The sequence below is a fragment of the Paenibacillus sp. FSL R7-0345 genome (assembly GCF_038595055.1).
In the GTDB taxonomy this organism is placed as follows: Bacteria; Bacillota; Bacilli; order Paenibacillales; family Paenibacillaceae; genus Paenibacillus_AQ.
Window position 1 is genome coordinate 2,723,624 of the sequence record NZ_CP152002.1, and the last position, 22,852, is coordinate 2,746,475.

At 51.6% G+C, this 22,852-nt stretch carries 18 protein-coding genes; 11 read left to right on the top strand and 7 right to left on the bottom strand.

The annotated features are described in order from the left end of the window. The first annotated feature begins 299 nt into the window (after positions 1–299). The 7 genes from rhaM to NST84_RS11360 all read left to right on the top strand — a co-directional run bounded on the left by rhaM (position 300) and on the right by NST84_RS11360 (position 8,704). Positions 300–614 carry an L-rhamnose mutarotase gene (gene rhaM, locus NST84_RS11330; RefSeq protein ID WP_342565668.1) on the top strand — a complete coding sequence of 105 codons (315 nt, stop codon included), beginning with the start codon at positions 300–302 and terminating at the stop codon, positions 612–614. A gap of 391 nt (positions 615–1,005) precedes the next feature. Further along, positions 1,006–1,581: a hypothetical protein gene (locus NST84_RS11335; protein ID WP_342565669.1), complete on the top strand. Its 576-nt coding sequence runs from the start codon at positions 1,006–1,008 to the stop codon at positions 1,579–1,581. Between the two features lie 228 nt (positions 1,582–1,809). Continuing rightward, the gene (locus NST84_RS11340; protein ID WP_342565670.1) at positions 1,810–3,156 is read left to right on the top strand and encodes an extracellular solute-binding protein; all 1,347 of its coding nucleotides are present in this window, start codon (positions 1,810–1,812) and stop codon (positions 3,154–3,156) included. A gap of 102 nt (positions 3,157–3,258) precedes the next feature. Then, positions 3,259–4,149, top strand: coding sequence for a sugar ABC transporter permease (locus tag NST84_RS11345; RefSeq protein WP_342565671.1), 891 nt, complete (start codon positions 3,259–3,261; stop codon positions 4,147–4,149). 12 nt (positions 4,150–4,161) lie between these two features. Further along, a complete protein-coding gene (locus NST84_RS11350) occupies positions 4,162–4,986 on the top strand; it encodes a carbohydrate ABC transporter permease (RefSeq protein WP_342565672.1) in 825 nt (274 codons plus the stop codon). A gap of 36 nt (positions 4,987–5,022) precedes the next feature. Beyond that, positions 5,023–7,026 carry a beta-galactosidase gene (locus tag NST84_RS11355; protein WP_342565673.1) on the top strand — a complete coding sequence of 668 codons (2,004 nt, stop codon included), beginning with the start codon at positions 5,023–5,025 and terminating at the stop codon, positions 7,024–7,026. Positions 7,027–7,051: 25 nt separating this feature from the next. Continuing rightward, the gene (locus NST84_RS11360; protein ID WP_342565674.1) at positions 7,052–8,704 is read left to right on the top strand and encodes a glycoside hydrolase family 43 protein; all 1,653 of its coding nucleotides are present in this window, start codon (positions 7,052–7,054) and stop codon (positions 8,702–8,704) included. Between the two features lie 294 nt (positions 8,705–8,998). Here NST84_RS11360 and NST84_RS11365 read toward each other — a convergent pair whose 3' ends face one another. Further along, positions 8,999–10,603 carry a response regulator gene (locus tag NST84_RS11365; RefSeq protein ID WP_342565675.1) on the bottom strand — a complete coding sequence of 535 codons (1,605 nt, stop codon included), beginning with the start codon at positions 10,601–10,603 and terminating at the stop codon, positions 8,999–9,001. Then, positions 10,596–12,410: a sensor histidine kinase gene (locus NST84_RS11370; protein ID WP_342565676.1), complete on the bottom strand. Its 1,815-nt coding sequence runs from the start codon at positions 12,408–12,410 to the stop codon at positions 10,596–10,598. Before NST84_RS11370 ends, NST84_RS11365 begins: the two co-directional genes overlap by 8 nt. A gap of 296 nt (positions 12,411–12,706) precedes the next feature. Here NST84_RS11370 and NST84_RS11375 point away from each other — a divergent pair, with 296 nt between their 5' ends. After that, the gene (locus NST84_RS11375) at positions 12,707–13,801 is read left to right on the top strand and encodes an AI-2E family transporter (protein ID WP_342565677.1); all 1,095 of its coding nucleotides are present in this window, start codon (positions 12,707–12,709) and stop codon (positions 13,799–13,801) included. A 28-nt stretch (positions 13,802–13,829) separates the two neighbouring features. Beyond that, complete coding sequence (locus NST84_RS11380) at positions 13,830–14,177, top strand: Asp23/Gls24 family envelope stress response protein (RefSeq protein WP_342565678.1); 348 nt, start codon at positions 13,830–13,832, stop codon at positions 14,175–14,177. Positions 14,178–14,261: 84 nt separating this feature from the next. Here the strand turns inward: NST84_RS11380 and NST84_RS11385 are convergent, their stop codons facing one another. The 3 genes from NST84_RS11385 to NST84_RS11395 form a co-directional block, all read right to left on the bottom strand. Further along, on the bottom strand, positions 14,262–15,689 hold the full coding sequence (locus tag NST84_RS11385) for a HAMP domain-containing sensor histidine kinase (RefSeq protein WP_342565679.1): 1,428 nt from the start codon (positions 15,687–15,689) through the stop codon (positions 14,262–14,264). Beyond that, on the bottom strand, positions 15,670–16,380 hold the full coding sequence (locus NST84_RS11390) for a response regulator transcription factor (RefSeq protein ID WP_342566406.1): 711 nt from the start codon (positions 16,378–16,380) through the stop codon (positions 15,670–15,672). The genes NST84_RS11385 and NST84_RS11390 overlap by 20 nt, the downstream gene beginning before the upstream one ends. Positions 16,381–16,463: 83 nt before the next feature. Further along, positions 16,464–17,315, bottom strand: a complete 852-nt coding sequence (locus NST84_RS11395) for a sugar phosphate isomerase/epimerase (RefSeq protein WP_342565680.1) — start codon at positions 17,313–17,315, stop codon at positions 16,464–16,466. A gap of 300 nt (positions 17,316–17,615) precedes the next feature. Here NST84_RS11395 and NST84_RS11400 point away from each other — a divergent pair, with 300 nt between their 5' ends. Next, entirely contained in the window at positions 17,616–18,857 is a 1,242-nt protein-coding gene (locus NST84_RS11400) for an RICIN domain-containing protein (RefSeq protein WP_342565681.1), read from the top strand. 122 nt (positions 18,858–18,979) lie between these two features. On the opposite strand, the gene NST84_RS11405 is transcribed toward NST84_RS11400, so the two are convergent. Beyond that, positions 18,980–19,531 (bottom strand): hypothetical protein, encoded by a 552-nt coding sequence (locus NST84_RS11405; RefSeq protein ID WP_342565682.1) that lies wholly within the window; start codon positions 19,529–19,531, stop codon positions 18,980–18,982. A gap of 140 nt (positions 19,532–19,671) precedes the next feature. Here NST84_RS11405 and NST84_RS11410 point away from each other — a divergent pair, with 140 nt between their 5' ends. Then, entirely contained in the window at positions 19,672–20,259 is a 588-nt protein-coding gene (locus NST84_RS11410; protein WP_342565683.1) for a TetR family transcriptional regulator C-terminal domain-containing protein, read from the top strand. Positions 20,260–20,869: 610 nt separating this feature from the next. Here the strand turns inward: NST84_RS11410 and NST84_RS11415 are convergent. Continuing rightward, on the bottom strand, positions 20,870–22,609 hold the full coding sequence (locus tag NST84_RS11415) for an SGNH/GDSL hydrolase family protein (RefSeq protein ID WP_342565684.1): 1,740 nt from the start codon (positions 22,607–22,609) through the stop codon (positions 20,870–20,872). Positions 22,610–22,852: the final 243 nt, after the last annotated feature.

Consider the following 22,852-nt stretch of genomic DNA (forward strand, 5'->3'; position numbering starts at 1 on the left):
TAATTTTGCTGTTTTCGCGCCTGAAGCAGGTTTAGTGGCAAAATAGATAGCGGTTTTCCACTTAATTATTTGTAAAGGTGAGAAATGATGGAATGAAGTGCCGAAAATCCACTTAGATGCTGGAAGCCACATACTTATGGGGGGCGGAAGGGGGAGCACAGTGAATTAATGATAAACCTGCCTGCTCGATGGTTTATTTTCGTTTGTTTATCTTCAAAAAAGTTCATATGTATACTATAATGTTCAATATAGTTCATTTATGTATTTTTATAAACCAAACAGGTCTGGAGTGCTGAACAGTGATTAGAAAAGCGAGCATTATGCGTGTTTACCCGGAGCATTACGAGGAATACAAGCGCCGCCATGATGAGCTGTGGCCGGAGATGGCTGAAGAGCTGAGAAACCATGGTTCCCACAACTATTCTATTTTCCTCGACGAAGAAACCGGTAATCTGTTTGCTTACGTGGAGATTGAGGACGAGGCTAAGTGGGATCAGATGTCAGAGACCGAGATTTGCCGGAAATGGTGGGTCTACATGGAGCCGCTGATGGAGACCAATCCGGATAACAGCCCTGTGTCTAAGAACCTGAAGGAAGTATTTTACCTGAAATAACGCCTAAAGTGGAATGCCTGATGACGCGGGGAAGGGCCTCAGGCATACGGATGACTAGTGTAAAATCATCAAGATTGCTTCGGTGCCGTCCTTCCAGCGCGGCAAGTTCGTGCCGCCGTACACCGCGGTGGCTGGCACGATAATAGGTTTAGTGTCTTGACCCGGTAGCCATTAGGGCTACCGGGTCTTTTCGCATGGATTGGCGCATTATTAAAATCATTGCTGAGTCAACTGCTGGCGGCGGGCGTTTATATAGTTCTGTAAAGTAAAATGGCTTTGGTTTTAATGTTAATTGGTCAGCTGTAAACATTCGGCTGGCTTTTTTTATGTTGCGGGTGAGCGGAACGGCGATGCTGTGGCAAGCGGATGTAGCAAAGATGAAGAGTATGAAATGAAAGGCACAAATGCCTTTGATTCCGGCGTATGGCGGGGAAATGGTGAAATGAAAGGCACAAATGCCTTTGATTCCGGCGTATGGTGGGGAAATGGTGAAATGAAAGGCAAAAATGCCTTTGATTCCGGTGTATGGCGCGAAACTAGTGGAATGAAAGGCAAAAATGCCTTTGATTCCGGCGTATGGCGCGAAACTAGTGGAATGAAAGGCAAAAATGCCTTTGATTCCGGCGTATGGCGCGAAACTGGCGGAATGAAAGGCAAAAATGCCTTTGATTCCGGCGTATGGTGGGAAAATGGTGAAATGAAAGGCAAAAATGCCTTTGATTCCGGCGTATGGTGGGGAAATGGTGAAATGAAAGGCAAAAATGCCTTTGATTCCGGTGTATGGCGCGAAACTGGTGAAATGAAAGGCACAAATGCCTTTGATTCCGGCGTATGGCGCGAAACTGGCGGAATGAAAGGCATAAATGCCTTTGATTTCATCACAGGCGGTCGTTACTTCCAGCCAAGCGGGGAAAATCCCATTTTGTCAGCCATATGTGTAGCCCGTATGAATGTTACCCCGTTCTAATGAGCCCGAAAAAAGGGGAAGCTATAACAGAAAAAACGCCAATACGATTTAAAATTTAGTACAGTATAACTTTGCTGCAAATGTGAACGGTCTCGATAAATTTCAACCTTCCTCACTTTTTCTCTACTGTCGCCGGGGGACTGCTCTGATAATATGAGGTCAGAAAGAACGAACCACCACCACTAAGCCAGACAAACCAAACATAACGATCTTTGAGGGGGATTCATCATGAACAAAGGTTTACTTTCAGGCAGAAACGCACTTTTGGCCGGGGCGCTTGCAGCCACCGCTGTACTAAGCGCATGCGGCAATGATAACAGCAGCAATCAGGCGGCATCCGAAGGAAACAATACACCTGCAGCAGGCGGGGACCAGGTAACGCTGCGCGTCTTCTCCAACCTGCCGGACCGTAAGTCAGGACAGGGCTTAGCGGAGCAGATGGTCATCGACAATTACACCAAAGAAAATCCGAATGTCAAAATCGAGCTGGAAACACTGGCCGAGGAGCCATTTAAAAACAAGCTGAAAGCCTACATGGCCTCCAACGAACCGATTGATGTCACGATGGTGCACGGCGGTGCCGAGCTGAATACACTGGTACAAGCCGGTTATGTAAAAGAGCTTGATCCTGCCGAGTATGCAGGTGAAGAATTCAGCTTCCTGCCGGGCGTATACACCTCCTTCACGTTTAACGACAAGCTCTATGGCCTCCCGCGCAACAGTGACTATGAAGTAATTTACTATAATAAAAGGCTGTTTGAAGAAAACAACATCAAAGTACCAACCACTTACGCCGAGCTGATTGAAGCAGGCAAACAGTTCCGCGCAAAAGGCATTGAGCCGATGTCAATCAACGGTAAGGATCTGTGGAGCTTCGGTGCCTTCTTCCAGGATCTCGTGATCCGGGTCGGCGGTGACCAGAACCTGATGCTGGATGCTGTAGCCAAGAAGAAGGATTTCACGACTGACGATACCTTTAAGAAAGCAGCCGAGCTGCTGGGTGAAGCCAGAGACAGCGGGTTGTTCCAGGCATCATACATGACCTCCGATTACGGCGCATCCCAGAACCTGTTCACTCAGGAACGGGCAGCCATGTGGTACATGGGCTCTTGGGAAGCCGGAATGGCAACTAATGAAAATCTGCCGCAGACATTCCGTGATAATGTAGCTGTACTTAAGTTCCCCGTAGTAGAAGGCGGCAAAGGCAAAGATACAGATCTGCTGGCCTGGAACGGCGGCGGCTACTCCCTGGTTAACAGCTCGAAGCATCCGGAAGAAGCCAAGAAGTTCTTCGACTATCTGATGAGTGCTAACCAATGGGCCAAATCCGTATGGGATATCGGTGCAGCAGTTCCTGCCCAGACTTATCAGCTGAACGGTAATGAGAGCAGTCTTCAAAAGGAGCTTACCGAGGTACTGACCGGTGCGACTTCCACCGCAGGCTCACTCGGCCTTGATTACGGAACACCTAAATTCAAGGATGATGCCCAAAATCTCTTCGGCAAATTCTTTGCCGGCGGCTCCACAACAGAGCAGCTGCTGAGCGATCTGCAGTCTGCGGCGGCTTCCCAGTAAGACAACGCCTTTTACAATTATAAAGATAACGGTACGGATTAGGGCAGGGATCTCAAGTGAACCCCCTGCCCTTTGTCCGCCCGGAGGATGGAGGAAACGCCCATGCATAAAGTGCTTAACAACAAGCTTGCCATCTTTCTGTTTGTTTTTCCCGGCATATTATTATTCGCCCTAACCTTCCTGGCCCCGATTATTCTGAGCGGTTACTACTCATTCCGCGATACCCTCGCGCCTGGAACGAACTCGACTTTTATCGGACTTGGCAATTATACCGAACTGCTGTTTCATGACAGCCGGTTTTGGCTTTCCTTACGCAACGCTGTACTGCTGGGTCTTGGCTTTATCATCATCCAGCATCCGATTGCAATCTTCTTCGCCGTTATGCTGGACCGGATTGGCGGCAAAGCCGAGAAGTGGTTCCGGACCATTTTCTTCATTCCCAGTGTAATCTCCGTCGTGGTTATTTCAAAAATGTGGCTCTCGCTGCTTGATCCGACCTTCGGCGTATTTAATAAACTGCTTGATTCTGTAGGGCTTGGCGCCTTGAAGCATGCGTGGCTGGGCGACAGCAGCACTGCACTCGTCTCCATGCTGGTCATTCTGATCTGGGCCGGCTTCGGCTGGGGCCTTCTCTTCTACTATGCAGGAGTCAAGGGAATCCCGGAAGACCTGTATGAAGCGGCATCGCTTGATGGGGCCTCCGGCTTTAAACTGCACCTGCGTATCACCGTTCCGCTACTTATGCCGGTCATAACAGTTCAGATAACACTGGCAATGATCACTGCCTTGAAGCAGATGGAGATGGTGTTCCTGACCACCAACGGCGGTCCCGGAGACTCAACCCAGTTCCTCGCAGTCTATTTGTATAACAAAGCTTTTTCGGCCAGCCAGTACGGCTATGCTAATGCCATATCCATCCTGTTCATTGCCGTGTGTCTGCTGTTCACTTATCTGAGTAACAAGCTGACCCGCAGCGATGCTACCGAATACTAAGGGGGAAACACCATGAAGAAAAATACAAAAATCATGCTCTGGCTGTTCTTCCTGATCATCGCCGCGGTGCAGCTGTTCCCGTTCATCTGGCTGGTGAACTTCTCTTTTACAAGCAGCAGCGAGTTCTATTCCTCCAGCATTCTGAAATGGCCGGATGTTCCGCAATGGCAGAACTATATTAATGCCTGGGTGGACGGTAAATTTGCCCGGTATTTCTTTAACAGCTTTTTTGTAACGGCGGTTACGATTGTATTGACGGTTGTTCTTTCACTGACGCTTGGTTATGCGTTCACCCGGATGCAATGGAAGCTGCGTTCCCTGTTCTTCACAGTGATCCTGCTCGGGATTATGATTCCGATTCATGCGACGCTGCTGCCTAACTTTGCTATTTTTAAATCGCTGGGCTTAACGGATTCCTATCTTGGACTAATTCTTCCTTATACTGCAGTCTCCGTACCGCTCGGGACCTTTATGCTGACCGGCTTTCTGCGCTCCATTCCTAAAGCGATGGAAGAATCGGCAGTCATCGACGGCGCGAACATCTACCGGATCGTATTCGGGATTATTGCTCCGCTGACGGCTCCGGCGCTGGTAACCATTGTGGTAACGACCTTCTTGAACTGCTGGAATGAATTTATTATGGCCTCCACATTCCTGAGCAAGGATTCGCTCAAAACGCTGCCGTTCTCGGTCATGAACTTTACCGGCCAGTATTCCTCGGATTACGGTTCACAGTTTGCGGTTATGGTGCTGACTTCGGTGCCGGCGATCATTATTTATGCGATCTTCAACGAGCAGATTACCAAAGGGGTTACTGCAGGCGCGGTGAAGGGCTAAGGATACGTTACTTTTCGTCAAAAGGAGAAGGGAAAAATGGATAAGTTACTATACGGTGTTGCCTATTACGATGAATACATGCCTCACGAGAGGCTTGCTGAAGATATCGGCATGATGAAGGAGGCAGGAATCAATACCGTCCGGATTGCCGAATCCACCTGGAGCACGCATGAGCCGCAAAACGGGGTGTTCGACTTCACATCCGTGGACCGCGTACTTGACGCTATGCATGAGGCCGGTATCCATGTCATTATCGGAACGCCGACCTATGCCATTCCTGCCTGGATGGTCAAGGAGTACCCGGATGTGCTGGCGGTCACTGCGGCGGGACGCGGTAAATACGGTGCCCGGCAGATCATGGACATCACGCATCCGGTCTACCTGTTCTATGCCGAGCGGATCATCCGAAAGCTGCTGGAGCGGGTGCATAAGCATCCGGCAGTCATCGGTTACCAGACCGATAATGAAACCAAGCATTACGAGACAGCGGGCGATAATGTCCAGCTGAAATTTGTGAAATATATGCGGAATACCTACGGAACCCTGGAAAAAATCAACTACCAATTCGGCCTCGACTACTGGAGCAACCGGATCGACAGCTGGGAGGACTTCCCGTCAGTCGCCGGTACGATCAACGGCAGCCTGGGTGCGGAGTTTGCCCGCTTCCAGCGCGGGCTGGTGAATGATTTTCTGGCCTGGCAGGTAGCGATTGTCAATGAATACAAGCAGCCGGGGCAGTTCGTGACCCAGAATTTCGACTATGAGTGGAGAGGACATTCCTTCGGCGTTCAGCCTTCGGTGGATCATTTTGCAGCGGCTGAGCCGTTCGATATTGCCGGTGTGGATATTTATCATCCGTCGCAGTCCGAGCTGACCGGGGCCGAGATCGCTTTTGGCGGAGACATTTCACGTTCCGTGAAGCGGAGCAATTATCTGGTGCTGGAGACACAGGCACAAGCATTTCCGCAGTGGACACCTTATCCCGGACAGCTCCGTTTGCTGGCATTCAGCCATATCGGCTCTGGTGCGAACATGGTCGCCTACTGGCATTGGCACTCGATCCACAATTCCTTTGAAACGTATTGGAAGGGGCTGCTCAGCCATGATTTCCTGCCAAATCCGGTGTATAAGGAGGCTTGTACAATCGGTGCGGATTTCAAGCGGCTTAGTCCGCAGCTGACCGGACTCGTGAAAAAGAACAAAATCGCCTTTATGATCAGCAATGAGGCGCTGTCGGCGATGGAATGGTTCAAGCTGCCTGACGGCAAGAACTATAATGATGTGGTGCGCTGGCTGTATGATGCGTTCTACCGGATGAATGCGGAATGCGACTTTATCCAGCCTTCCAGCCCTTATCTCCATGAGTATTCCCTGGTGGTTGTACCTGCTCTGTACGCGGTATCGGATGAAGCGCTGCTCGCACTTAATGAGTATGTGCAGGGCGGCGGCCATGTTCTCTATACTTTCAAAAGCGGATTTACCGACGAGCAGGTCAAGGTGCGCACCGTGCAGCAGCCGGGCATCATTAGTGAAGCCTGCGGAATCGGGTACAGCATGTTCGTAACGCCGGGTGCAGAGACTGGACTTGCAGGCGGACTGTTCCCTGAAGGCGGGACCGGTACGGTGAACAGCTGGATGGAGCTGCTGGTTCCGGGAACCGCTGAAGTGCTCGCTTCCTATGACCATCCGGAATGGGGCCATTATGCGGCGGCCACGCGGAATACCTTCGGTGAGGGTACAGCAACCTATGTCGGCTGTATGATAGACACCGCCGATCTGGCAGTTATCGTACGCGATACTTTGCAGACAGCCGGATTGTGGGCAGAGCAGCAGGAGTATGCTTTCCCGCTGATCGTAAAATCAGCAGTGGCCCGTGAAGGTGCACAAGTAAGATTCTATTACAATTACTCCGGCAAACAGGTGGCGGGAGTACGTCCGGTCAAAGGTGGAACAGAATTACTCTCAGGTAACGTAGTTGCTGCAGATAGTGAGCTTCAGCTTGCACCTTGGGGTGTGCAGATTATTTTGGAGCAGGAATAGCGGATAGAGAGGAGGAGAGAGCAAATTGACTACCATAAAGATTCAAAATCCGGTACTGAAGGGCTTCAATCCCGATCCGTCGATTCTCCGCGCTGGTGACGATTATTATATGGCGACATCTACTTTTGAATGGTTTCCCGGTGTGCAGATTCATCATTCCAGGGATATGGTCAACTGGCAGACGCTCTGCTATGCGCTGGACCGGCCGGATCAGCTGGACATGAAGGGGATTGAAGCTTCCGGCGGTGTCTGGGCACCGTGCCTGACCTATGATCAGCAGGAGCAGACCTTTTACCTGATCTATACGATTATGAGAAGCACAAACGGCAACGCGTTTGATCTGGACAATTATGTGGTTACGTCCAAAAGCATTCTTGGCCCCTGGTCGGAGCGCATTTATCTGAACAGTTCCGGCTTCGACCCTTCACTGTTCCATGATGATGACGGTCGCAAATGGCTGGTTAACCTGGAGTGGGAGACGCGCAAAGGGTACGAGCATCCCGGCTCTATCGTCATTCAGGAGTATGATCCGGTGCGGCAGGAGCTGACCGGCACAGCGCGAAGTATTTTCCGCGGGGCAACAGATATGGGCTGCATGGAGGCGCCGCATATCTATAAACGGGACGGTTATTACTATATTATGACCGCTGAAGGCGGAACCGGCTTCGGACACGGTGTTACGATGGCCAGATCACGCGAATTGTTCGGTCCTTACGAATCCGACCCGTGTAATCCGATTATTACATCCGCCAGGCTGGTCAATCTGGACCGGCGGAATGTGGACGATTATTTGAAACCGTACCAATACAACCCGGATTCCCTGCTGCAAAAAAGCGGGCATGGCTCACTGGTGGAAACGCAGAAAGGGGAGTGGTACATCGCCCATCTGTGTGCCCGGCCTGTGCTGCCGCAAATCCGCAGTATGCTGGGCAGAGAAACGGCCATTCAGGCATGTGAATGGACGGAGGACGGGTGGCTGCGCATGATCGGCGGCGGGCAGTCGGCTTTGATTGAGGCTCCCGCTCCTGAGCTAACGCCTCATCCGTTCGCACCGGAACCGGCCAGAGAGGACTTTGACAGCGGGAAGTGGAACATTCATCTGAACTCCCTGCGCGTTCCGATTGATGAGGAATGGGCCTCTCTATCGGCCCGGCCGGGATTCTTACGGCTGCGCGGGCGGCAATCGCTATTCTCGCTGCATGAGCAAAGTCTGGTGGCACGCCGGCTGCAGTCTGTTAATGCAACAGTAGAGACTTGTGTGGAGTTCGAACCGGAGAATTATCATCAGTCGGCCGGGCTTACACTCTTTTATGACCAGAATATGTTCTATTATCTGCGGGTTTACTATAGTGAGAGCCTTGGAGGTAAGTGTCTTGGCATTCTGTATGCCGACAACGGTACAAAGGTTGAGCTCACAGAGTCCCGGCTGCCGGTCGCAGACTGGGAGAGCATCTATCTCCGCGCCGAGCTGCGCCAGGGGATGCTGACCTTCTCCGCCTCGCCGGACGGAGCCCAGTGGCAGCAGGTTGGTCCGGAGCTGGACGGCACGAAATGCTCGGATGAGTATTCCGCCTCCGGCCATTTCACCGGCGCCTTTCTCGGGATCAACTGCCAGGATTCCTACCGCAGACAGATCACAGCCGATTTCGATTACTTCGAGTACCGGGAGCATAGTTAGCATACTAATGCAGCAAAAGACCAGCCGTATTATCAGGCTGGTCTTCTTTGTGCAGCAGGCCAGGGGCAAGCATGCTATGTTCACCGTACCCATCACACTTAACTGCACTTTGTGCAACTAAAACACCTGTTTTTCCTCCAGGCAGCGTTATAACTGCACTCCATGCAACTATAATGCTGCAAATAGGCTCATTTCAGCTGATATATGCAACTTTAGTTGTACAGAATGCAGTTATACGGCGCTGCGGCTCATTTCAGCTGCTTTTAGTTGCACAAACTGCATTTATTAAGGCTTCTACCCGCTCCCCGTCTCATCCAGATTATTACGGTACTGGTTAGGCGTGAAGCCTGTGTATTTCTTGAACACCTGGAAAAAGTACTTTTCATCGTTGTAGCCGACCTTCATCGCGATGTCGCCGATTTTGCGGCTGCGGTCCTTGAGCAGGAGGCAGGCCTGGTCGATGCGGATTTTGTGCAGATAGTCGAGAAAATTGGTTTTGATCTGCTGCTTGAACAGCAGGCTCAGATAGCCGGGCGTAATGAACACCTCATTTGCGACCGTCTCGCGGCTGATGTCCTTATAGTAATTTTCTTCAATGTAGGCGAGGATGGACTCGAACAGCTTGTTTTTGTTCTTTTTGGCATTCAGCAGTTCATTAACTTTAACGGCGGCGGTAAGCAGCTCACTTTTGATGCCTTCCGGATCTTCCTTGGAGATACTCTGGATGTTGTCCTGCAGAGTCAGGGCGAAATCGTCCATCCCGCCGGTATTTTTCTCGATATAAAGCTTATATAGGGCAAAATAAAGCGCAAGCGAGCAGCTGACAATCTGTTCCTTGGAGGAAGGGAGCGAAGACATGAATGTGGCGAGACTCTCCCTGATGCTGTCCGCGTCGCCGTTCATTACACTCAGCAGCACCGTTTTTTCCTGCAAAATAGGATAAGACCAGCTCCCGTGCTCAGCTGCCCGGCTATCCTGGGCATTCACAAGCTTGCCGGGACCGAGGGCGTAGTGATCGTCCAGCGCATTTACGGCTGTAGTATAAGAAATGTTCAGGCTGGCCAGCTGGGTGCCGGTCACACCGATGCCGACGGAAACGGCTAGCTTGAGATAGTTTTTGGCATTGGACTGAAACTCCCCGGCCAGCGCCAGCAGTTCAGCACCGCCCAGCTCAGCCGGCATGTTAAGGATAGCGATGATATCATCCTGATGCTCGAAGCTCAGGCCGATATTCGGCTGGCGGACGGTTTCCTCGCTGATATTTTTGAGCCCGTATTTCAGCAGCTCCAGCTCAAACGCCGTATAGCTCTTTTGCAGGGTATGGAGATTGTCCAGCTGCATGACAAAGACGGCGAAATAGTCATAGGGAAAATAAATACCGTTAAGCTCCAGGCTGTCCCGGATTTTGTCATAGGAGACCTCCTCAGACAGGACCAGCTGGCTGAGCGTACGTTCCTTCAGCAGCGGCAGGCTCTCGCGGAAGCCTTCGGTTAACCGCTTCAGATGCGCAGTCTGCCGCTTCTCCTCCAGAATCCCGTTAACCACATTGACAATGGTATCGGTAATCTCCTGGCGTCTGCTCGGCTTCAGCAGGTAGTCGGATGCGCCGAGTGCGATCGCTTTTTTAACATAATGAAAATCGTTATAGCCGCTCATAATGACCGATTTCACATGCGGGAAGTCACGCTTGACCTGCTCAATCAGAGTCAGACCGTCCATCTCCGGCATCCGGATGTCAGCCAGCAGAATATCTACCTGGTGCTTGTGCATCAGCTCAAGGGCTTCCACACCGTCTCCCGCCTCGGCTACAATCTCCACATCATGGCTGGCCCAGTCGATCAGTGTTCTGATCCCGGTTCTGGCCCGCTCTTCATCGTCGACGATCATTAAGTTAATCATGGTTCTCCTCCAAGGGTTCTGATGTGACAGGAATGATCAGCTCTACACGGGTGCCTGACCCGGGCGTACTGGAATAACGGATGTTGAACTGATCCTTATAATACAGGCGGAAACGCTGAATCACATTGGCTACCGCATATCCGCCGGTGTTCACGCCGGTGTGAATGTCGTCTTCCTCCTGAACCTCGGTAATCTTCTCAATCGTTGCTTCATCCATGCCGATGCCGTTGTCTTCAATGACAAATCGCAGGTATCCGCCGTCCATCGTCCCGGTTATACTGACTGACCCGCCCTCACGTTTGCGCTCAATACCATGGACCAGAGCGTTCTCAATGAACGGCTGCAGGCTCAGCTTCAGAATCACATAGTTGTCGAGGGCATCCGGAATATCGGTCGAATAGCTGAGCTTGTCGCGGAAGCGCATCTGCTGCAGGGACAGGTAAAGCTGGATCAGCTCTTTTTCTTTGGCTACACTGGTGAAGCTTTTGCCGCGGTTCAGACTGAGCCGGAACAGCCGGGACAGGTTGATAACCATCTCGCTGATTTTGTCCTGGCCGGCGCTTTCCGCCTCCCAAAAAATCGTATCCAGCATGTTATAGAGAAAATGCGGATTAATCTGCGACTGCAGCGCTTTGAGCTCCGCTTCCTGCTCCTTGAGCTTCAGGACATACACTTCATCCACCAGTGTCTTGATATTGCCGACCATCGTATTGTAGCCGCGGCTTAACAGGCCAATTTCATCCCGGTAGCGCACCTCCACCTTTTCGTCAAAATGCCCGTTCTGGAACCGCCGCATGGAATACAGCAGCTTCTTGATCGGCGCAGTCAGGAAATTGGACAGTACCAGCATCAGCGGTATGCTCAGCAGCAGGCTCACGAGAATAGCAATGACAACAAACAGCTTGATGGAATTGAGCTCCTTGGTCAGCGTGTCCAGCGGAACCGCATATAGGATCTGCCAGCCGGCGTTGCTCTGAGTGTAGGTCAGCAGCAGCTCTTCCCCGTTCAGGCTGATAATGCGCGAGCCGTCTACCGCACCGTTCCCGACTTTTGGCAGCTGCAGCGGCTCCTTTTCATTGTAGAAAGACTTACCGGCAGTGAGAAACGGTACGCCGTTCTGATCAAGAATCATGATTCCATGGGACTCGTCATACAGATCCTTCAGGTACCGCTTGCGGATCGTTTCGGTATTAATACCGACGAAGATCAGCCCGATGTTCCGGCCGTTCAGCGTGCTGCGGACAATCCGGCTCATGGCGATTTTCTCATTGCGGTTCACATCGATAAAAACATTATTGGTGCTGTTAAGCGGATACCAGTAGGAGGCGCCGTTAAATTCCAGGGTCTGCTTATAGACATCGCTGGACAAAATCCCGCTGTAGCTGCCAGGACCGCTGCTGTCATCGGTGGCAACCTGATAGAGCGGCTGCTCCTCCTGCCCGTAAAGGGACAGGTAATCGAAATTTCCGGTAACCAGCATTTGATTCATAATGGCGGACATCGTCCCCGAATAGATTTGTGATTCCAGATCCACGTTGCCGTTCGGCTCATTCTGCAGTGCGTCCTGCACAACAGGGGAGAGGCTGAAGACGGTCACCCAGTCCTTGATGCTTTTCTGCATCTCTATAATATTATTATCGATCAGCCGGATCACCGACAGATTGGTCGTGCTGACCTTGTTAACGATCTGTTTCTTGGAGGTATGGAACGAGTACAGCCCGAGAGCCGATGTAATCAGGGTAATCATCACGATGAAGACAATGACAATTTTGGTTTTCAGGCTGGTGTTAAAAAAAGTGTCAACCATGTCAGGCCCCCTCTATCTTCATTCCAGTATATCGTTCACCAATAGGCAGGACAATCATCCCCGTCTAACATTCGACAATCTTCAACTTTATGCACTTTTTCTCTACTGACAGGCATGCGGATTACGCAGCAGAGAGGAGGAACAGCTGGAGTTTTATCTGCTGCCTTCGCGCATATTATTTAGCTAATCTTTAGGTTCAGCTTAGACAGCATTAAGATTGCCGGGTTACAGTTGTTACAAAACCGGCAATCGGTGTGCTCCGGCAGCCGGGTTGTTAACGGTGCAGGGGGTGGCAGATGAAGCAGCTGAACACATTTTTAACCATTGGGAAGGCAATACTGCTGGTTCTGCTGATTGTATATGTGGGGTCATTGGTCGATTTTATTTTTGAGCCGTTAAAGTCACTTACTGGTGTTATTCTGATTCCGGTACTGCTGGCGGTATTCTTCTACTATTTATTACGGCCGCTGCTGCCGCTGATGGAGCGCTGGAAGATCAAGCGCTGGAGGATGAAGCGCACGCAGGCCATTTTGCTGATCTATCTGGTGCTTGGCGTACTGGTCTTCGGATTCTTCGGCGGCGTTTGGCCTCCGTTGAAATCGCAGCTGCTGACGCTGGTACAGAATGCCCCGCAGCTGTTTGAAGCCGTAAACGAAAAAATCACTGATCTTGAGCACTCGGGCTTTTTCACCAAGCTGTTTCCCGAGGATTTCAGCCTGCTGTCCCAGTTGAACGATTATTTGAGCCAGGGCTTTACTTTGCTGACCAGCTATGTGACAGGATTATTTTCGGCGGTGTCCAATCTGGCGATCATTCTGTTCACCTTTCCGATTCTGCTGTTTTATATGCTTAAGGAAGGGGACAAGTTCGGTAAAGCCTTTGTCAAAATGGTACCCGGACGTTTCCGCGAGCGGGCAGGGATGATTACAGGTGAAATCGATGGCGCGCTGAGTAACTATATTGTGAGCAGAGTCATCGTCAATCTTGCACTGGGCGTGCTGATGTACCTTGGTTTCCTGATTATCGGGCTGCCTTATGCCCTTGTGCTGACCCTGATTGCGTTCATTATGAACTTTATTCCTTTTTTCGGGGCGATTATTTCTTCCATTCCGATTGTAATCATCGGGCTGACTGTCTCCCCTATGGTCGGCTTATGGTCACTAATTATTATTTTGCTGGCCCAGCAGATCCAAGACAATATTATTACTCCGCTGGTTTTTGGCAAAAGCCTCGACATTCATCCGATTACAACAACGGTGCTTGTGCTGGGAGTGGGGAATTTCTTCGGCATCATCGGCATGCTGATTATTATCCCCGTGTACATGGTAATCAAGATTATATCCAGGCATACATACCAGCTGTTTCTCAAGGAGAAGTGGGAGGGACTGTAGGCATATGAGAGCTGAAGGAGGAAACAGAATGCATCAACCGGAACAGGGCTTAAGCTGTATTGGAAAACTGACGGTGTCACAACAGGTTATATCGAAGATTGCCGGTATGGCTGTGCAGGAGACAGAGGCGGTTCAGGCGCTTGTGGAAGGCAGTACCAAACGAAAGAAGCGTGAGGAATTCTACAAAGCGATCAAGGTGAAAATCAGCGGCAGCGAGCTGTCTGTCCATCTTTTCCCGATTATCACCCTGGGCACTCCGCTTCACCAGCTGGCCCAGCTTCTGCAGCAGAGCATCAAGAGCCGGGTTGAAAAGCTGACCGGACTGCAGGTGACGGATGTAAACGTGACGGTGGTCGGTGTTGTTGCAGCACAGTAAGGCACAAGTCATGCAGCAGCACAAAGAAGCGGCAGACTAAGGAGAAGAGTCTTCTCCCTGGCTGCCGCTTTGCTGCGCTTCCGTTTAGATTGGAATAGTGATGGTAAATACCGTTGCTTCCAGCTTAGTGCCGGACAGCTCAAGGGTTCCTCCCATCCGTTCCGTATTCTTTCTGGCGATCGCCAGCCCCAGGCCTGTCCCGCCGGAGGCGGTTCTGGCTTCATCTCCCCGCACAAAGGGGTCAAAAATGGTGGACCGCAGCTCTTTAGCGATCCCGACGCCGTTATCGGCAATTTCGATGACTACCGCATCCGGTCTTGGAGTCAGGCTGACCCGCAATGTCGTTCCCGGCGGATTGTAAGCCAGCGCATTGGCGGTCAGATTCTGGACCACCCGTGACAGCAGCTCAGGGTCGAACTGGGCATAGACGTCGTGATCGGGTACTTCAAGCCGCAGGGTGAATTGCTTTTGTTCGATTTCCCCGTAAGCGCCGGCAATAATCTCCCGCAGGAAATCGCCGAGCTCGTGACGCCCCATTTTCAGCAGAAAATCGGGAGAGTCCGTCTTGAGCAGCTCCATCATATTCTGGATCAGCCTCGTAACCTGGAAAGACTTGTTGTAAATGTAAAGTAAATATTTCCGCTGCCGCTCGGCATCTTCTACCCGGCCTTCATATAAAGCCTGCGCATAGCCCTGGATACTGGTAATCGGCGTCTTGAGATCATGGGACAGATCCATAATCATCCGCTGCTTGCTGTCCTCAGCCCGCTGCTTGGCGACCGTGGTCCGCTCAATCATATCCGCCATATAATTGAAGGTTTCAGCCATCTGCTCAAATTCCTTCTCGGCATGAACCGTAAGCCGGGTGCTGTAGTTACCCTGGATCATTTCCTTGAGTCCTTGAATAATCGTCTTCAGCGGTTTCAGGATCCGCCGGGCTACAGAATAGCTGTACGTAATAACCAGCATCAGCAGCAGCATGGCGCCAAGCATAATATAGAAGGTTACCGACTGGTTAAAATGAGACATGAACGGGTAGCTGTTAATCGTAATGTCGATACGGTCCCGGGGAAGCTTCAGCAGCAGCCAGCCTGAGGAGCCTTCCTGCTGATAATCTGCCAGGGACACGTAGTATGCCTGCTCCGGATCATTCTCAAGCAGCTTATACAGCTGCTCCTCCGTATAGCTCTGCGGATCATCCTGTTTACTGCCGATCACCTCGCGCACCCTCTTGCTGCTGTCCAGCACCTCCAGCCAGCCCTGGCTGCGCAGCAGCTTGGCCGTTTCCGGCCCGTTCTGCGGATTATCCAGATACCGGCTGGCTTGCGTCTTCAGATCAGGGTCAGCGAGCTGGTAATCCTGCAGCTTCTGGGCAACATCGAGCTGCATGAAAGCATAGGTGCCGAACACAATAACCATGACTGTAAACAGTACAATAAGCAGAAACCGCAGAAAATCAATCGCCAGCGATGCCTGCAGCGGCCGCTGCTGTCTAGTTTTCCGCAGGCGCATTGATTTTGTACCCCAGTCCGCGGATCGTTTTCAGATATTCCGGCTTTTTGGAATCACGTTCAATCTTCTCGCGGATGTTGCTGATATGCACCATAATGCTGTTATCCTCGTACATGTAGAAATCCTCCCACACGGCTTCATAGATCCGTTTGCGGGTGAAGACCCGGCCCGGCTCCTCCATCATCAGCTTGAGGATTTTGTATTCGGTAGAGGTCAGCATCACAGGCTCGCCGGATACATACAGCATACATTCATTTAGATCCAGAGTGAGCGCGCCCAGCACAAGCTGCTTCACCTCAGGCTCCTGCGGAAGTGCAGGCACATCAAAATGATGGACCCGCCGCAGCAGGGCATTTACTCTCGCGACAACCTCCAGCGGATTGAAGGGTTTGGCGATGTAGTCGTCAGCACCAAGCTCAAGCCCCAGTATCTTGTCGTGATCCTGGCTTTTGGCCGATAAGAACAGTACGGGGAAGTGGTAGGTTCCGCGGATGCTTTTCAGCAGCTGAAGCCCGTCCATCCCCGGCATCATAATATCGAGAATCGCCAGGTCGACAGACTGCTCCTTAATCAGCTGCTGCGCCTCAAGACCCGATGAGGCGCTTAGAATATGGTAGTCTTTTTCAAGATAAAGCTGCAGCAGTTCAACAATTTCAGGCTCGTCATCAGCAATCAGTATCGTATATATAATCCATCACCCCTGGCCAGTATAGCGGTCTAATCTTTATCTATTCTAAACCAAATCTAAGGTTTGGATAAAGTTTTGGCCTGCGGCTATCCGCCGAGCACTTCTTTTCTCAGTCCCAGCAGCCACTCTGCCGATTGCTTCATGAACGCCAGCTGATCCTGCGCCCCGAAATGCTCGATGACGAAGGTGTCATCATAACCGCTGTTCAGCAGCTCCGTTACAAGCTCCCGCATTGGAATGCAGCCGCTCCCGGCAGGGATAGCATACATAGCACGGCCGTCAACCGTCAGCTTAGGCTCCTCACCGACGTGGATTTCAAACGTCCGGTCTTTGCAGTGGACGTAGCCGATATGAGGTCTGCAGCGGGCGTAGGCTTCCAGAACATCTTCTCCGCTGTACAGAAAATTACCGGTATCAAAGAAGCAGGACAGCTCCGGGATTTCTTCAATAAAAGACAGCAGCTGCGCTGTTGTGGCAAACGGTGCCCTGGCATCATCAAAATCCTCCATTCCGACCATGATCTCCAGCGGCTTGGCATATGCGCACATAGCAGCTACGGCGTCCTTCATTAACCGCACACTTTGCTGATATTCCCCGGAAGCCGGGTCCTGTTCATGCTCCCCGAGAAAGCCCGGAATAACCAGCACACGCGAAGCCCCGGCCCGGCTGGCCATGGACAGAAAGGCGGTAATCTGCTCCTTCTTCACTTCACTGCTGCTAATGTGTCCAAAATCAAAGAAGCCGTACATGCAGCTAACCGTTAGCCCGGTCTTCTCCAGCAGCGGCAGGATAGATGCTTCCTCTGCCTTGAAACGGTTTGCGTCCATCTCCAGCGCGTCAATGCCGAAGCCTTTAACGAGTGTGCAGACTTCTTCCAGGCTTAAGCCGCTCTGTCCGGCAGCGTCACGGATATGTTCATAGAATACAGATAGTTTCATTGTTGTGTCTCCTTGTAGGGTTGGATTATTTTGTGGCGGTGAATCGCTTTCATTAGTTTCGTTAGAGGGTTCTATATTGATCTCCTTAAATCTATGCTCCGGCCCAAGCGTTGTCAATAAGTCTGGTGGACAGCCTTGGCCGGATTCCTGTCATAATGCAGCCGGAAAGGATATACAATGCAAAGAGGTGGAAATAAAGCGGTTTCGTAACTCAGCTCCTGCTACAACAACGATTTCAAAGGCACGTTACGCGCGGCGTGTATTGAAATAGGCAGCTATCCGAAAAACTTTAGGAGGAATATGATGCGTAGAAGGAAATGGGCAGCGCTGTTTATGACTCTGGCACTTCTGATTACATTATTTCCGGCAGGAAAGGCGGCTGATGCCGCCGCAAGCTGGAATCTGGTGTGGAGCGATGAATTCAACGGAACATCGCTCAATACGGCGGACTGGACAGCTGAGATCGGTACCGGCAGCAGCGGCTGGGGGAATAACGAGCTGCAGTATTATACGAACCGTTCGCAGAACCTGCAGGTAACAGGCGGCAATCTCGTTATTACCGCCCAGAAGGAATCGTATAACGGCAGCAGCTATACCTCTGCCCGTATTAAGACGCAAGGCAAGAAGAGCTTCACTTACGGTAAAATTGAAGCCCGGATGAAGCTGCCTTCAGGCCAGGGCATATGGCCGGCCTTCTGGATGCTTGGCTCCAATCTGGATACGGTAAGCTGGCCGAAAAGCGGCGAGATCGACATTATGGAGCGGGTGAATAATAACGCTTATGTAAACGGCACCGTTCATTGGGATGCAAACGGCCATGCCGAGTATGGCAAGGTATCCGGAAATCTCGACTTCTCGCAGTATCATGTGTACAGCGTCGAGTGGGATGCCAAATACATCAGATGGTACGTGGACGGCAGCCTGTTTAATGAATTTTACATTGAAAATAATACCGGGAACACTGAGGAGTTCCAGAAGCCGTTCTTCCTGCTGCTGAATCTTGCGGTAGGCGGCAACTGGCCGGGCAGCCCGAATGCCTCGACTGCCTTCCCGGCACAGATGTCGGTGGATTATGTGCGGGTCTATCAGGCAGCTTCGGCATCAAGCATTATCAGCGGGGGCGTGTATACCTTTGCCTCGAAGGCAAGCGGTAAGGTCATGGATGTGGTAGAGGTATCAACAGCAGCCGGCGCCAAGATCCAGCAATGGACTAAATATACTGCCGCTAACCAGCAGTTCAGGGTAGACAGCACAGGTGACGGATACTATAAACTCACTGCAGTACACAGCGGCAAGGTACTCGATGTTCCGAACTCCTCCACTGCTACGGGAGTTCAGCTGCAGCAGTGGACCGATAACGGGACGGATGCGCAGAAATGGCGGATTGTCGATGTTGGCGGAGGCTACTATAAGCTGATTTCCAAGGTGAGCGGCCTGGCAGTGGATGTATCCGGCTCTTCTACGGCCGATGGTGCGGCAGTGCAGCAGTGGACCGATAACGGAACGGATGCGCAGAAATGGGCCTTGACCAAGGTGAACTGACGCAGTTTCCGGGAAAGAGGTACTGTCAGGTTGAATAGTTTCGTTTTTTTTAGCGGCAGCAGGCATGTCTACGAAAAAACACACCGGACGGTGTGTTTTTCGCTGTTTATACGGCTGTCTTGTTAAGCGGATATTTTCGTTTTTTCTCTGCGCGGCCAGAGGAAATAGGAGCCCGCGATCAGCAGATCAATGCCGACAACGATTGTCCAGATGCCGAGAATACTTTGCAATGCTTCTGTACGGGACGGGTCATCAATCCAGACAATCAGACCGTAGAGGAGCCCGGCTCCCAGCAGAAAAGCTAACAGATGCATTAGCCAGCTTTTGAAGTAATGCAGCGCATGGTCACGGCCGGTACGCTTGAGCGGGGGCGGGCCCTGCTTGGTGACATAGTAACGAAAGCGTTCGTCTGCCCAGCGGATCATGCTTTTGCCGAAAACAACTGAAACGGAAATATAGACGGCCGCCAGTGCATGGGCAATGGTAGCCGTTGCACCGTTAGACAGGTCTACTCCCGCAATAACCAGGAGTACTAGATCCATCAGCGGAGTCAGGGCAAGGAAGAAGAAGCCAAGTCTCTTGCGCTTGAAGAGATAACGTACGCTCAGACCGGTAATAATGACAACCCAGAACAGGATTTCACAGGCGACAATGGCCCAAGCTACAACATTCATATCGCACCTCATGTACACAATTTTTTAACAGGACAACCGTTCTCCAGGGGGGATTAATGAGATTATAGCAGCAGTTTTTAAATAATACAACCGTACTATTTAAATTGCGGCAGATGCTTGCTGTATGCTACAATACGGACATGCCAAAAATAGTAGATCATTCTGAGCGGAAATCACATATTGCCGAAGCTACCTGGCGTGTCATCCTGAAGGAGGGCATGAAGGGGGCGACGGTACGCAGAATCGCGCAGGAGGCCGGCGTTTCGCTGGGAGCCCTGCGGCATTATTTCACTACACAGCACGAGCTGCTTGCTTTTGCCATGAAGCTTGTCAGCGACCGGGCCAATGCCCGGATCAAAGGGGTTGTTGCACTCGGCCTACCGCCGAAAGAGCTGGTAACCAGGGTACTTATGGAGTTGCTTCCTTTAGATGAAAATTCAATGGCGGAAATGGAGGTCTGGTTCGCGTTTGTGTTTCACCTTAAGTATGCGGATGAGGATTACGGCGGACTGAACGATGGCATCTACCCGGGGATTGTCAATCTGCTTGGCCATCTGGAGAAGGAAGGACTGCTGCGGGAGAGGCTGGATATGAACAACGAAGCAGAGCGCCTGTACGCTCTGCTTGACGGCTTGGCTCTGCACGCGCTGCTGGAGCCCGGCCGCCTCGACAGGGAGCGGATCCTCCGCGTGCTGCACAGCCACATGGATTCTATCTGCAGGGAATAAGGTAGCCGGTGCGGCGGGAGAGGATGGCAGTCAAAGGGAAAAATCCCTTTGGTTGAGGTGAAAACGAGCGGGAGAGAGGAATTAAAGGGAAAAATCCCTTTGATTGAGGCGAAAACGAGCTGGAGAGAGAAATCAAAGGGAAAAATCCCTTTGATTGAGGTGAAAACGAGCGGGAGAGAGAAATCAAAGGGAAAAATCCCTTTGATTGAGGTGAAAACGAGCGGGAGAGAGGAATCAAAGGGAAAAATCCCTTTGATTGAGGCGAAAACGAGCTGGAGAGAGAAATCAAAGGGAAAAATCCCTTTGATTGAGGTGAAAAGGAGCGGGAGAGAGGAAAAGGTTACTTATATCTCCCCGCCCCATGTTACTACGTTTAAAGCACGCACCATGCACTATGCACCACGCACTATGCACCACGTACTATGCACCGCACACCGCATACCGCATACCGCACACCGCATACCGCACACCGCACACCGCATACCGCATACCGCACACCGCATACCGCACACCGCACACCGCACACTGCACACTGCACACCTATCTGGCTCCTTATCCCATCCAATATCCCATCCTCAATATCCGGCTCTCATCTGCGCTCCCGCCGTCGTCAGCAATACCCAAACCCTAGTATCGTAAAGCACTTGTCCTGATCGCCGCCGGCCATGGCGATTTCCACCGTATGCTCCCCGGCCGTATCTTGCTGGTACAAAAGGACGGCATTGCAGTGGGTCCAGTTGTTCTCATGCGGATCAGCGGTGAGCACGGGCCTGCCGTCCACGCGGATTTCGGCTGTGCCGAAGCTTGCGCTGCCGGAATCTTTGAATACCAGAATGAGGATTTTACTGGTTATTGTCAGCTTAAAAGGCTCAGGCCCGGCTCCCTCCGGACGCATCCAGTTATAAGGGAACTCCGGCGTCCCGTGCGGATTGTCATCCAGCTCTACCATCTGCAGGTCCGTATCCGTCCCTGTGAAGCTGCCCGGTTCGATCCGCACATTGCTTAGGGTGTGCGAGCGGTCCAGCAGGGTGATCGCCGTAAAGTCATTCCCGATGGCCGGCGGCACTGTAAGGTCAACATCGTCAGCATCCGCCGGTGCTTCAGCAGTCCGGTCGAAGAGATGAATCAGGCAATCCGCCATGACCCGGTGCCCGTCTCCCGTAGGATGATAAATATCGTAGAAAAACTGTCGTTTGGAGATGATATTTCCACCGGCTTTGGTCAGCTTGAACTGTTCTGTTACCGCATCCTTGATGCTGACCATCGGGAGGTTGTAGCGGAGCCCTACAGGAGAGAGGCGGTCCTGAAGATTCCAGTCATTCACAAAAACGCTGAACAGCAGCACGACCGCAGGCCGGTTAGCGGCAGACAAGATTTTCAGACACAGGCTTTCGTAGCAGTTACCCCTGGTTTCATCCCCGGCGTCGTTGACGGCGAACTCGACAATGACAATATCCGGCTGGACCGCACCGTCCCTGAGCACATCGCGTTCATAGCGGACAATACCAAGTTCGGACGGGGTGCCGCCAACTCCGGCTTTGATAAAATGAACATTCCCGCCTCCGTCTTTACCAAACAGCGCTTTGAATCCCAGATAGGACTGATAGGCATAACATTCACTATGGATCGGTTTGGCCCCCGCACCCTGGGTAATGGAGCCTCCTATATAGGCAATGGTAACATCTTCTCCGCGGGAGGCTTTGTCTATGGCGGCTTTCAGCCGCACATTGTTCCCCGGATGCATCAGGGAGCGCGCTACCATCTCCCGGTACGGCTCCGAACCGAAGGCTACCGGGGTTTCCGGCGTCAGCTCAGGTGCCGTATACCCGTCATTCAGATAAAAAATAATACTCGCCACCGCCAGGCTGCCAGTCTCTTCAAACTCAAAAGCAAATTTGCCGGGAACGTCATCGTCTGCAGACCATTCAATCTGATCCAGCTGCAAAATAAGCTCAGTCCCGTCCGCCGGACAGGGGACCCGGAGACAGGTGCCGGATGTGAATTTGTCTGATTTTCCCCAGTTCTGCAGCAGAAATGAGATCCCGCCCCGGCTATCCTCCGCTTTTACAGATATTCCGATGCTATGGACGAGCTTGCGGAATCCCGCACAGGTTCCAAGCAGGGACAGCATGTGCTCATCCTCAACCCCGCCGATATATTTGGCCTTATCAATCAGATAGCTGCCCTCCAGATAAACCTCCTGTGAAGGCTTGCCCGAAGGGCGCGCGGTTGCTTCAACTTGCGCTTCAAACAGCACAAAAAATCCGTTTCTGCGCTCAGCAGGGTCTTTAGGAGCTCTGGGGCCGTTGCCGGTGGTGTAGCTGTCGGTTGAGCTTATTGAATCTGACATGTAACGATCATCCTCACGGCTGATATTTTGAAGGCGCTTACCAATTTTGCTCGGGCATAAGGGGCACGTGCGCCATACAATGCCTGCATTTTATCAGAATTCAGTCTTTCCTGAAATGCATTCCCGCTCCATTTGAGCTATTCTATGAAAAATCATATCGGTTAATTACAAGAAGTATCTGGTTTACACATGGCTGCTGTAACCGCTTAACTTATATAATGTGCCTGAATAGCCTAAAAAGCC

Coding starts and splice junctions, on each gene's coding strand:
- NST84_RS11400 (WP_342565681.1), top strand. CDS start 17,616: ATGATGCGTAGAAGGAAATGGGCAGCGCTGTTTATGACTCTGGCACTT.
- NST84_RS11405 (WP_342565682.1), bottom strand. CDS start 19,531: ATGAATGTTGTAGCTTGGGCCATTGTCGCCTGTGAAATCCTGTTCTGG.
- NST84_RS11375 (WP_342565677.1), top strand. CDS start 12,707: ATGAAGCAGCTGAACACATTTTTAACCATTGGGAAGGCAATACTGCTG.
- NST84_RS11410 (WP_342565683.1), top strand. CDS start 19,672: ATGCCAAAAATAGTAGATCATTCTGAGCGGAAATCACATATTGCCGAA.
- NST84_RS11355 (WP_342565673.1), top strand. CDS start 5,023: ATGGATAAGTTACTATACGGTGTTGCCTATTACGATGAATACATGCCT.
- NST84_RS11340 (WP_342565670.1), top strand. CDS start 1,810: ATGAACAAAGGTTTACTTTCAGGCAGAAACGCACTTTTGGCCGGGGCG.
- NST84_RS11345 (WP_342565671.1), top strand. CDS start 3,259: ATGCATAAAGTGCTTAACAACAAGCTTGCCATCTTTCTGTTTGTTTTT.
- NST84_RS11395 (WP_342565680.1), bottom strand. CDS start 17,315: ATGAAACTATCTGTATTCTATGAACATATCCGTGACGCTGCCGGACAG.
- NST84_RS11335 (WP_342565669.1), top strand. CDS start 1,006: ATGAAAGGCACAAATGCCTTTGATTCCGGCGTATGGCGGGGAAATGGT.
- NST84_RS11370 (WP_342565676.1), bottom strand. CDS start 12,410: ATGGTTGACACTTTTTTTAACACCAGCCTGAAAACCAAAATTGTCATT.
- NST84_RS11380 (WP_342565678.1), top strand. CDS start 13,830: ATGCATCAACCGGAACAGGGCTTAAGCTGTATTGGAAAACTGACGGTG.
- NST84_RS11350 (WP_342565672.1), top strand. CDS start 4,162: ATGAAGAAAAATACAAAAATCATGCTCTGGCTGTTCTTCCTGATCATC.
- NST84_RS11385 (WP_342565679.1), bottom strand. CDS start 15,689: ATGCGCCTGCGGAAAACTAGACAGCAGCGGCCGCTGCAGGCATCGCTG.
- NST84_RS11365 (WP_342565675.1), bottom strand. CDS start 10,603: ATGATTAACTTAATGATCGTCGACGATGAAGAGCGGGCCAGAACCGGG.
- NST84_RS11415 (WP_342565684.1), bottom strand. CDS start 22,609: ATGTCAGATTCAATAAGCTCAACCGACAGCTACACCACCGGCAACGGC.